This is a genomic window from Streptomyces anatolicus, from assembly GCF_019400875.1.
GTDB lineage: Bacteria > Actinomycetota > Actinomycetes > Streptomycetales > Streptomycetaceae > Streptomyces > Streptomyces anatolicus.
The window spans coordinates 1-10,145 of record NZ_WMBF01000221.1 but is presented as its reverse complement, the minus strand read 5'-3'; the positions used below and the strand labels follow the sequence as shown (position 1 = coordinate 10,145).

General features: G+C 70.8%; 12 protein-coding genes and 1 tRNA gene. 2 read left to right on the top strand and 11 right to left on the bottom strand.

Annotated elements, in window-relative coordinates; genetic code table 11:
- On the top strand, positions 1 to 248 hold a 248-nt coding region (locus GKQ77_RS19650), incomplete at its 5' end, for a hypothetical protein (protein WP_219690229.1).
- 37 nt (positions 249 to 285) lie between these two features.
- Here GKQ77_RS19650 and GKQ77_RS19645 read toward each other — a convergent pair.
- The 9 genes from GKQ77_RS19645 to ehuB all read right to left on the bottom strand — a co-directional run bounded on the left by GKQ77_RS19645 (position 286) and on the right by ehuB (position 7,175).
- Positions 286 to 930 carry a response regulator transcription factor gene (locus tag GKQ77_RS19645; protein WP_219690228.1) on the bottom strand — a complete coding sequence of 215 codons (645 nt, stop codon included), beginning with the start codon at positions 928 to 930 and terminating at the stop codon, positions 286 to 288.
- Complete coding sequence (locus GKQ77_RS19640; RefSeq protein WP_219690227.1) at positions 921 to 2,078, bottom strand: sensor histidine kinase; 1,158 nt, start codon at positions 2,076 to 2,078, stop codon at positions 921 to 923. Before GKQ77_RS19640 ends, GKQ77_RS19645 begins: the two co-directional genes overlap by 10 nt.
- Positions 2,079 to 2,088: 10 nt before the next feature.
- Complete coding sequence (locus tag GKQ77_RS19635) at positions 2,089 to 2,769, bottom strand: DedA family protein (RefSeq protein WP_219690226.1); 681 nt, start codon at positions 2,767 to 2,769, stop codon at positions 2,089 to 2,091.
- Positions 2,770 to 2,938: 169 nt separating this feature from the next.
- Positions 2,939 to 3,012: transfer RNA gene (locus tag GKQ77_RS19630), tRNA-Lys, on the bottom strand.
- 105 nt (positions 3,013 to 3,117) lie between these two features.
- On the bottom strand, positions 3,118 to 3,876 hold the full coding sequence (locus tag GKQ77_RS19625) for an IclR family transcriptional regulator (RefSeq protein ID WP_219690225.1): 759 nt from the start codon (positions 3,874 to 3,876) through the stop codon (positions 3,118 to 3,120).
- 186 nt (positions 3,877 to 4,062) lie between these two features.
- Entirely contained in the window at positions 4,063 to 4,878 is an 816-nt protein-coding gene (gene ehuA, locus GKQ77_RS19620) for an ectoine/hydroxyectoine ABC transporter ATP-binding protein EhuA (protein ID WP_219690224.1), read from the bottom strand.
- Positions 4,868 to 5,515 carry an ectoine/hydroxyectoine ABC transporter permease subunit EhuD gene (ehuD, locus tag GKQ77_RS19615; RefSeq protein ID WP_219690223.1) on the bottom strand — a complete coding sequence of 216 codons (648 nt, stop codon included), beginning with the start codon at positions 5,513 to 5,515 and terminating at the stop codon, positions 4,868 to 4,870. The genes ehuA and ehuD overlap by 11 nt, the downstream gene beginning before the upstream one ends.
- Positions 5,512 to 6,243: an ectoine/hydroxyectoine ABC transporter permease subunit EhuC gene (ehuC, locus tag GKQ77_RS19610; RefSeq protein WP_206302929.1), complete on the bottom strand. Its 732-nt coding sequence runs from the start codon at positions 6,241 to 6,243 to the stop codon at positions 5,512 to 5,514. The genes ehuD and ehuC overlap by 4 nt, the downstream gene beginning before the upstream one ends.
- Complete coding sequence (ehuB, locus tag GKQ77_RS19605) at positions 6,243 to 7,175, bottom strand: ectoine/hydroxyectoine ABC transporter substrate-binding protein EhuB (protein ID WP_219690222.1); 933 nt, start codon at positions 7,173 to 7,175, stop codon at positions 6,243 to 6,245. The genes ehuC and ehuB overlap by 1 nt, the downstream gene beginning before the upstream one ends.
- A 97-nt stretch (positions 7,176 to 7,272) precedes the next feature.
- Between ehuB and GKQ77_RS19600 the strand changes: the two genes are divergently transcribed.
- Positions 7,273 to 7,773, top strand: coding sequence for a DUF3830 family protein (locus GKQ77_RS19600; protein WP_219690221.1), 501 nt, complete (start codon positions 7,273 to 7,275; stop codon positions 7,771 to 7,773).
- Here GKQ77_RS19600 and GKQ77_RS19595 read toward each other — a convergent pair.
- Together GKQ77_RS19595 and GKQ77_RS19590 are read right to left on the bottom strand one after the other, a co-directional pair.
- Positions 7,770 to 9,173, bottom strand: coding sequence for an amidase (locus GKQ77_RS19595; protein ID WP_219690220.1), 1,404 nt, complete (start codon positions 9,171 to 9,173; stop codon positions 7,770 to 7,772). The genes GKQ77_RS19600 and GKQ77_RS19595 overlap by 4 nt on opposite strands.
- A 62-nt stretch (positions 9,174 to 9,235) precedes the next feature.
- A partial coding sequence (locus tag GKQ77_RS19590) for a D-2-hydroxyacid dehydrogenase (RefSeq protein WP_219690219.1) occupies positions 9,236 to 10,145 on the bottom strand: 910 nt, incomplete at its 5' end.

Below are 10,145 nucleotides of genomic sequence, written 5' to 3'. Positions count from 1 at the left end.
CCCATCAGCAGCGAGGCCGCGCCCGCATCGCCGCGGCCTCGCTGCTGATGGGCGGCGCGGCGGTCGTCCTCGCGCTGCGGCTGGCGAGCCGGTCGTCCGTGCTGGTCGTCGGGGTCTACGGGCTGCTGCTCATCCTCTGCGGCGGAGTGATCGAGCTGAGCCGCCGAGGCCGGACCAGGCTCGGCACCTGGCTCCTGGCAGCGGGGCTCGCGGCGGCGCTGGTCATGGACGGGGTCGTACTCTCGTAGCCGCGCCACGGGCCCCGCGAACAAGGCACAAGGCACCTCAGGACTCCAGGTACCGCAGAACCGCCAGCACCCGGCGGCTGTACCCCTCGGTCCGGGAGAGCCCCAGCTTGTCGAAGATCGCGTTGAGGTTCTTCTCCACCGCGCTCAGCGAGATGTGCAGCTTCCGCCCGATCGCCGCGTTGGTGTGGCCCTCCGCAAGCGCCTCGAGGACCGTCCGCTCCCGGGGCGTGAGCCGGGTCAGCGGGTCGCTGTGCGTGGTGCGGATCAGCAACTGCCGTACGACCTCCGGGTCGATGGCGGCGCCGCCCGCGTGCACCCGCTCCAGCGCGTCCAGGAACTCCTCGACCTGCGCGACCCGGTCCTTCAGGAGGTAGCCGACCCGCTCGGCGCTCGAAGTGAGCAGCTGCGTCGCGTAGTTGCGCTCCACGTACTGGGAGAGGACGAGCACGCCGATCTCGGGGCGCCGCTCGCGGATCCGCACAGCGGCGCGCAGGCCCTCGTCGGTGTGGTCCGGCGGCATGCGGATGTCGGTGACGACGACGTCCGGCGACCGCGCCTCGACCTCCGCGAGCAGCGCGTCGGCGTCGCCCACGGCGGCGAGGACCTGGTGGCCCTCCTCGGCGAGCAGCCGGACCAGGCCCTCCCGCAGCAGGGTCGAGTCTTCGGCGAGGATTACGCGCACGGCAGCTCCGCGGTGATGGTGGTGGGCCCCCCGAGGGGGCTGTCGACGTGCAGGGTGCCGTCGAGCGCGGCGACCCGGCTGCGCAGCCCGGTCAGTCCGCTGCCTTCGGGATCGGCGCCGCCGACCCCGCTGTCCTGGACGTGCACGGTGAGGCGGGCCCCGCTCGCCCGTACGCGCACGGAGATCTCCTCGGCCGCGGAGTGCTTGGCGGCGTTGGTCACGGCCTCCGACACGACGAAGTAGGCGGCGGTCTCCACGGTGGACGGCAGCGGATCCGGTACGTCGTACTCCATGCGTACGGGAAGCGCGCACCGCTCCGACACCCCGCCCAGCGCCTCGCGCAGGCCGAGGTTGTCCAGGGCGCTCGGGTAGACCCGCCAGGCGACCTCGCGCAGTTCGGTGAGGACTTCCTGGGCCTCCTTGTGGGCCTGCGCCAGGAGCGCGTCGGCCCGCTCCGGGGTGCGGCCGCGCCGGGCCCGCCCGAGCAGCATGGCGAGCGCGACGAGCCGCTGCTGGACGCCGTCGTGCAGATCGCGCTCGACGCGCCGCCGCTCCACGTCGACCGCCCGGACCACGGCGGCACGGCTGGTGGCGAGCTCGTCGATGCGCCGCTGCATCAGCTCGCGCTCGGAGGGGCCGAAGCACTCGCGGGCGAGCCGGGCGTCCTGGTCGGTCAGCGCGCGCAGCCCCTGCACGGCGAGGAAGAGCAGGGTGCCGCCGAGTACGACCTGGCTGAGGACGTCCACCCAGGTCATCGAGGAGTGGGTGGCGAGCGACACCGCGAAGATGCCCGCGAGGACCGCGCCGAAGTCGACGAGGCCGACGACGACCGCGCAGAGCAGTCCGGAGTACGTACGTATGGCGAGGTAGCGCAGGATCTGCCGGTCGGAGGCGCGGTGGTCGGGGAACGTGTCGTGGAAGAAGACGGACCGGCGCCGCCGCTCCAGGGCGGTGAGCCTGCGCGCGCCCGAGGCGAGCAGCGCGTGCGCGCGGGCGCGGGTGGGCGGCGAGAGCAGGAAGGGGCCGAGGGCGGTCCCGGCGACGGTGAAGTAGACCAGGCCGAGCAGGGCGGTGAGGCAGCCGATGAGCACGCCGAGGACCCTGAGCAAGAACGGGGCGGCGACGGGCTCCTTCACGCCGTCCGACATTAGCCGACCCCTATCCGGCGCGGCGGTGGCGGGCCTCGGCGCCCGCCCGGGGCCGGTTCCGTGACCTCACCCGGACCACCACGTACACCGCGATGGCCGCGACGACGAGCACCAGGACGGCCTTGGAGAGGAGCCCCACATACGTCTCGACCACGTCCCACTGGTCGCCGAGCCAGTAGCCGGCCATGACGAGCACGGAGTTCCAGATCAGGCTGCCGAGCGTGGTCAGGGCGAGGAAGACCGGCAGCCGCATCCGCTCCACACCGGCGGGTACGGAGATCAGGCTCCGGAAAATCGGCACCATCCGGCCGAGGAAGACGGCCTTGGTGCCGTGCCTGGCGAACCACGCCTCGGTCCGCTCCAGGTCGGACGCCTTGACCAGCGGCAGCTTCCCCCACAGGGCGTGCATGCGCTCGCGCCCGAAGAGGACGCCGATCCAGTAGAGGGCGGCCGCGCCGGTCACCGAGCCGAGGGTGGTCCAGAACAGCGCGGAGAACAGGCTGATCACGCCCTGCCCGGCGGCGAAACCGGTCAGCGGCAGGATCACCTCGCTGGGCAGCGGCGGGAAGAGGTTCTCCAGGGCGATGGCGAGCCCGGCTCCGGGGCCGCCCATCACGTCGACGAGGTCGGCGGCCCAGCCGGCGATGCCGCCGGCGGGTTCCTGGGGGAGCGCGAGTGTCATGAGGTCCATAGGGGCAACGCTAGAAAGTGCAGGTCAGGGGCGGTATGGGGGTTGCCGTCCAGCTGGGGTGCGGGAAACCGCACCCTGGCGGCGGGGACGTATGAGAGAGGGCGCCCACGGGGGCATACGCGAAAGGGCGTCCCCGGAAGACCGGGAACGCCCTTTCGGCATTCGCAAGTGCGCCGCCAGGGACTCGAACCCCGGACCCGCTGATTAAGAGTCAGCTGCTCTAACCAACTGAGCTAGCGGCGCCTGCTGACACGTAAATAATACCTAACCCGAAGGGGTGCTCCTGACCAGCGCCCCGAAGGGGCGCGGGGAACGGCGCGACCGGCCGCGACGGACCCGCGCGAGAGATCAGATGGCGAGGGACAGCAGAACAGGCGCCGCCCGCCGGTTCAACGTATCCGCGGCCTCCCGCAGGCGGTGCGCATGCTCCACCGGCAGGGAGAGCGCGAGGCACCCCACCGAGGACCCCGCGGTGATCGGCACGGCCGCGCACACCGTGCCGACCGCGTACTCCTGGAGGTCGAGGACCGGGACGGTGGCGGGCTGGGCCGCGAGGCGGTTCAGCAGGACGCGTTCGTTGGTGATCGTCCGCGAGGTGAGGCGGGCCATCTTGTGGCGGGAGAGATGGTCACGGCGGCCGTTCACGTCGAGCTGGGTGAGCAGGCTCTTGCCGACCGCGCTGGCGTGGGCGGAGGAGCGGAAGTCCACCCATTCGTTGACGGCGGGGGTGCGGGGTCCGGCGGCGAAGTCGGTGACGCGGACCTCGCCGTCCACATAGCGGCTGATGTAGACCGCGGCGCCGATGGAGTCGCGCAGGCCCTCCAGCGTGCGCTGGAGCTTCTCGCGCAGCGCCTCGTCGTGGCGGTGGGCCGAGCCGAGGCGGTTCAGGGACTCCCCGGTGACGTACGTCCCCTCGGTGGTCTGTTCCACATAGCCCTCGCGGCGCAGCATGCGGAGCAGGGGTGCGAGGCGGGTGGCGGGCAGGCGGGTCTCGCGGGCGAGTCCGGCGGTGGTGACGCCCGAGCCGTGCCGGCTGACGATTTCGAGCACCCGCAGGGCGCTCTGGACGGAGTCCTGTGGCGCGGTCGCCTTGTGCTTCAACGCCACGGCTTCCCCCTGCGTGGAATGGTTCCGGACAGTCGGGCTCGTCCCACGATAGCCGCCAAGTGGTGCATAGGGAGCGGATGTTGAGCAGATTGGTGGCGCGCTCCGACCGTGTCAGCAGGAACGCGCCACCATGGCATATGCCAACGTCACAGCACCGTCGCCACTGTCACGGCGCCTTTGTCAGCGTCACAGCACCGCGCTCAGGAACTCCCGGGTCCGCTCGTGCGTGGGGTCGGTGAAGATCTTCTCCGGCGGCCCGGACTCGATGACCCGACCCGAATCGAACATGAGCACCTGGTCCGAGATGTCCCGGGCGAAGCTCATCTCGTGGGTCACACAGAGCATCGTGATGTCCGTGGTGTGCGCGATGTCGCGGAGCACGTCGAGGACGCCCGCCACCAGCTCCGGGTCGAGCGCGGACGTCACCTCGTCCAAAAGCAGCACCTGCGGGCGCATCGCCAGGGCGCGCGCGATGGCGACCCGCTGCTGCTGGCCGCCCGAGAGCTGCGAGGGGTAGGCGTCGCAGCGGTCGCCGAGGCCGACCAGGTCGAGCAGGTCGCGGGCGCGCTGCTCGGCCTCGTCCTTGGAGAGGCCGAGGACGGTGACGGGCGCCTCGGTGATGTTCCTGAGCACCTTCATGTTCGGGAAGAGGTTGAACTGCTGGAAGACCATCCCGATGTTCTTGCGGACCTCGCGGACGTGCTTCTCGCCGGCCGGGACGAGTTTGCCGTCCCGCTCCTCGTGCGTGAGGTACTTGTCGCCGACTCTGATGGTGCCCTGGTCGGGCTTCACCAGCGTCATCAGGAGCCGCAGGATCGTGGTCTTCCCGGAACCGGAAGGGCCGATCAGCGTCACGTGCTTGCCGGAGGCGACGGAGAAGTCCAGCTCGTCCAGGACGGTGTTCGAGCCGTAGCGCTTGACGACCTTGTCGAAGCGGATCAGCTCGCTGCCGTCGACGGCCGGGTTGGGGATTTCCTGGGAGGTGCTGCTGTCAGCGGACAAGGCGTCGCTCCAAAACTCGCAGAAGGACAGAGGCCGGGTAGGCGATGACGATGAAGGCGACACCGACCACGCTGATCGCCTCGTAGGTGAAGGTCGCCTGGCTGAAACCCTGGGCCTGGCCCAGCATGTCCAGCGCGCCGATGGCGGCCATCTGCGGCGACTCCTTGAGCATGATGATCACGTAGTTGCCGAGCGCGGGGATCACCCTGCGCACCGCCTGCGGCAGGATCACCGCCGTCCAGGTGCGGCGCTTGGAGAGGCTGAGCGCGGTCGCCGCCTCCCACTGGCCGTCGGGCACGCCCTCGATGCCGGCCCGGTAGACCTCCGAGGTGTACGTCGAGTAGTGCAGCCCGAGCCCGACGATGCCCGTGGTGAGCGGCGACATCGAGGGGCCCCACTCCGGAACCACGTAGAACAGGAAGAACAGCTGTACGAGAAGCGGGGTGTTCCGGATGAACTCGGTGAAGACCGTGACCGGCCAGCGGATCCACTTCTTCTCCGAGCGCTGGGCGATCGCCCACACCAGACCGAGCGAGAAGGCGATCAGGGTGCCGAAGAACAGCGCCTTGAGGGTCAGCTCCACGCCGTCCCAGAAGAGCGGCATGAAGTCGTCGACGTGCGACCAGTTCCAGTTCACTTGGCACCCCCCGTGCCGGTGACGGCATCGATCGACGACTTAGCGCGCATCCCGCTGAACAGACCCGTCTTCTCGGGCGCCTGCCCGATCCGTTTCTTGGCGTGCCGCTCCAGGAGCCGCATGCCGCGGGTGAGGACGAACGCGAAGACGAAGTACAGGGCGAGCAGCAGCGTGTAGATCGGCGCGCTCTCGTTCTTGACGAGCCGCAGCAGATCACCGGCGAACGTCATGTCGGCCACCGCGATGAGGGAGACCAGGGAGGTGCCCTTGAGCAGCTCGATCAGCAGGTTGTTGAACGGCGGGATCATCTCCGGCCAGGCCTGCGGCAGCTCGATGCGGCGCAGCCGCTGCGCCGGGGTGAAGTTCAGGGCGATGCCCGCCTCGCGCTGTGCGGGCGGCACCGCGGCGAGCGCCCCGCGCACGATCTCGGAGGCGTACGCCCCGTAGGTGATGCCGAGCGCCAGCACGCCCGCGAACATCGGCTGGAAACTGATGTTGAAGACCGGCGGCACGGTGAACGCGATCCAGAACATGAAGACCAGCGAGGACGTGCTGCGGAAGATCTCGAAGTAGGCCCCGGCGAGGAAGCGCACGATCCACAGCCGGTTCGTGCGCAGCACACCGATCGGGAAGGCGATCACGAAGGCGAGGGCCGCGCTGAGGAGGGTGACCTGGACGGTGATCCAGATTCCGGGCAGGAACCAGTTGCCGAAGAACTCCGACGACATCATGAGGAGAGGCCCTTCGCCGGGGGACACAGCTTGCGCAGGGTCAGATCGGTCATCTCCGCCTCGGTGAAGCCGAACGGCTTGACGATCCGCAGCAGTTCGCCGCTCTCCTTGAGCTTGTGCAGCTCCTTGTTGAAGGCGTCCCGCAGGTTCTTCTCGGAGAGCCGGAAGGCGAAGCCGCCCGCCCCGTACGCCGGTTTGCCGTCGACCATGGGCTGGAACGGCTTTGTCGCCTCGACCCGCGGGTTCCCCTTGACCACCGTGCGGACGGTGACGTTCGTGCCGGCGAAGGCGTCGACCCGGCCTTGGGCCACGGCGTCGAGCCCCGCCACCTGGTCGGGCAGGACGAGCACGTCCTTCACCCCCGCGGCCTTGGCGTAGTCGATCTCCGCGTAGGCGGTGCCGCTCGCCAGCTTCAGCCCCTTTTCGGCGATGTCGTCGTAGTCCTTGATGCCGTGCGGATTGCCCTTCTTCACGATGAAGGAGTCGAGCATCAGATAGTCGGGATCGGAGAAGAGGACCTGCTCGCACCGCGTCGGGTTGATGTACATGCCCGCCGACACCACGTCGAACTGCCGTGCCTGGGTGAGGCCGGGGATCAGCGCCCCGAACTTGGTGGGCACCGCCTTGACCTCGCTCACGCCGAGGCGGGGAAAGATGACCTTGGCGATGGCCGGCGCCTCGCCCGTGACCTCGCCGTCCTCGTCGATATATCCGAACGGGACCTCGCCCGCGACACCGATCCTGACCGTGCCGGCGTCGCGGAGCCTTTCCAGCAGATCGCCCCCCTCGACCTTCCCCTCCTCCGGGACCCGGCTGCATGCCGAGACCCCGAACGCGCCCAGCGCCGCCCCGCCCGCTCCGGTGAGCAGGGCACGGCGGCGGACGGATCTGCCGGTGAATCCCTCGTTGTTGCCAAGTGGTGGAGCCATGGGCGCGCGGCTACCCGAGTCGACGCGAGATATGCCGGTGAATTCCGGCCCCTGATGGGATCGTTGTGGTCTTGACCCCCGGAGGAGCATGGGAGACATGGCAGACCGATTCATCGAAGTCTCCCTCGCCAAGCGGGGAGTTCAGTGCACGGCGAAGCTGCTCGACGACCGGGCCCCGGTGACCTGCGCGGCGGTGTGGGAGGCGCTTCCGCTCGGTTCGGACGTCTATCACGCGAAATACGCCCGCAATGAGATCTACGCCCTTTTCCCGGCCTTCGCGGACCGCGAACCGCCCCTGGAGAACCCGACAGTCACCCCCATTCCGGGGGATCTCTGCTATTTCTCCTTCTCCGGTACGGAATTGGGGACAAAGGCGTACGGCTATGAACCGGAGGCCGACGTCAGGGCGGGCACCACCGTCGTCGACCTCGCCCTCTTCTACGAACGCAACAACCTGCTCCTGAACGGCGACGTCGGCTGGGTCCCGGGCATCGTCTGGGGCCAGGTCGTCGAAGGCCTCGACCGGATGGCCGAGGCCTGCAACGACCTGTGGCGCGCGGGCGCGCAGGGCGAGACGCTCAGCTTCAAAAGGGCCTAGGCGACGGCGGGCGGCGCGATGTGGCCGACCCCCGCCTCGTACAACGTATGCGCCGCGCGGAGCACCACCGCGTCCGCGTGGCGCGGGCCGACGATCTGCACCCCGATCGGCAGCCCCTCCTCGTCCACCCCGCAGGGCACCGTCGCCGCGGGCTGCTGTGTGAGGTTGAAGGGGTACGTGAACGGCGTCCACCCCGTCCACCGCCGATGCCCCGAGCCCTTCGGCACCTCCGCCCCCGCCTCGAACGCGGTGATCGGCAGCGTCGGCGTGACGAGCAGGTCGTGCGTCGCGTGGAAGTGGCCCATGCGTCGCCCCAGGTCCGCGCGGACGTCGACCGCCGCCAGGTAGTCGAGCGCGCTGTACCGCGCGCCCTGCGCGCAGACCTCCCGCAGCCCCGGGTCGAGCAGCCCCCGCTGGGCGGGCGACATGTGCTGCACGACGCGTGCCGCCCCGCTGAACCACAGGGTGTGGAAGGCCTCCACCGGCTCCGAGAAGTCCGGGTCGGCCTCGTCGACGTACGCCCCCTGCGCCGCCAGGCACTCCACCGCGCGCCGCACGGCCGCGGCGACGGCGGGCCGCACCGCGACCTGGCCGCCCAGCGAGGGGGAGTACGCGATCCGCAGCCCCCGCACACCGCCGTCGAGGCCCGCGCGGAAACCCTCCGCCACCGCACCGAGCTGCGACCAATCCCGGGGGTCGGGGCCCGAGATGACCTCCATCATCAGCGCCGCGTCCGCCGCGTCCCGCGTCATCGGCCCCACATGGGAGAGCGTCCCGAACGGACTCGCGGGGTACAGCGGCACCCGGCCGTACGTCGGCTTCAGCGCGAAGATCCCGCAGAACGCCGCCGGGATCCGCACCGAGCCGCCGCCGTCCGTGCCGAGCGACAGCGGGCCCGCGCCGACCGCCACGGCCACCGCGCTGCCCCCGCTGGAGCCGCCCGAGGTGCGCGAGGTGTCGTACGGATTGCGGGTGACACCGCTCTGCGGGCTGTCCGTGACGCCCTTCCAGCCGAACTCCGGGGTCGTCGTGCGGCCGATGAACACCGCGCCGTGCTCCCGCAGCCGCGCCACCGAAGGGGCGTCCTCCTCCCATGCCCCCTCCGGCCGGATGGTCCTCGATCCGCGCAGGGTCGGGCCGCCGCGCATCAGGAGCAGGTCCTTCACCGACACCGGCACGCCGTCCACGAGCCCCTGCGGCTCGCCGCGCCGCCACCGCCCCGCGCTCGCCTCGGCCTGTTCGAGCGCGGCCTCGGGCTCGACGCGTACGAAGGCGTTGACCGCGGGCTGCACCTCCTCGGCCCGCCGCAGCGCGGCACGGACCGCGTCGACCGGGCTGAAATCGCCCTTGCGGTAGCCGTCGACCAGTTGCACGGCGGTGAGATCCGTCAGCTCGGACATCCAGCCTCCTAGTGGTGATCAGTGCCCGTTGTGATCAGTGCCGTCGTGATCAGGGCGTGCGCTCAGGGCCCCGGGACATAGCCGCGTTCCTTGTCGACCACGTTGCGCAGCGGCCTGCCCGCCTCCCACGCCTCGTACAACTCGACGAACTGGGCGCCCAGTTCATCGCGCCAGCCGACCGTGTCGCCGCTCATGTGCGGGGACACGAGCAGCCCTGGCGCCGTCCACAGAGGGCTGTCGGCGGGCAGCGGCTCGTGCGCGAAGACGTCGAGGGCCGCACCCGCGATCCACCGCTTCGACAGGGCGGCCACCAGGTCGTCCTCGACGACGAGAGGCCCGCGCCCGATGTTGATGAAGTGCGCGGAGGGCTGCATCATGCCGAAGCGCCGCGCGTCGAACATGCCGCGCGTGGCGTCGGTGAGCGGCGCCGCACACACCACCCAGTCGGCGCGGGACAGGAGCCGGTCGAGTTCGGCGCCGGCGTGCACGCCGGGGCGCGCCTCGCGGCCCACCAGCGCGGTGGTGATCCCGAGCGCCTTCAGCGTCCGCGCCACGGCCCGCCCGATCGGCCCCGAACCCACCACGCACGCGCGCGTGCCCGCGATCCGCCGGGTCTCGCGGTGGCGCCAGGAGCGCTCGCGCTGGAGTTCCAGGGTGCGCGGCAGATCCTTGGCCAGGGCCAGGACGAGCGCGGCGACGTACTCCGCGATCGGCTGGTCGAAGACGCCGCGCGCGTTCGTCACCACCGTGTCGGAGGCGACGAGTTCGGGACACATCAGATGGTCCGCGCCCGCGCTCGCGGTGTGCACCCAGCGCGGCCGCGGCCCCTCGCCCGGCCAGGCGCGGCGCACCGCGTCCGAGGTGAAGTCCCACACCAACAGCACGTCCGCGTACGGCAGTCGGGCGGCCAGCGAGGCCTCGTCCGCGTGCAGGACCCGGGCGCGGCCGGTCAGGCCCCCGAGCCGCGGCGGG

Bases quoted from the DNA above. Each gene is read 5' to 3' on its own strand.
- GKQ77_RS19640 (WP_219690227.1), bottom strand. From the start codon at position 2,078: ATGTCGGACGGCGTGAAGGAGCCCGTCGCCGCCCCGTTCTTGCTCAGG.
- GKQ77_RS19635 (WP_219690226.1), bottom strand. From the start codon at position 2,769: ATGGACCTCATGACACTCGCGCTCCCCCAGGAACCCGCCGGCGGCATC.
- ehuC (WP_206302929.1), bottom strand. From the start codon at position 6,243: ATGTCGTCGGAGTTCTTCGGCAACTGGTTCCTGCCCGGAATCTGGATC.
- ehuB (WP_219690222.1), bottom strand. From the start codon at position 7,175: ATGGCTCCACCACTTGGCAACAACGAGGGATTCACCGGCAGATCCGTC.
- GKQ77_RS19600 (WP_219690221.1), top strand. From the start codon at position 7,273: ATGGCAGACCGATTCATCGAAGTCTCCCTCGCCAAGCGGGGAGTTCAG.
- GKQ77_RS19595 (WP_219690220.1), bottom strand. From the start codon at position 9,173: ATGTCCGAGCTGACGGATCTCACCGCCGTGCAACTGGTCGACGGCTAC.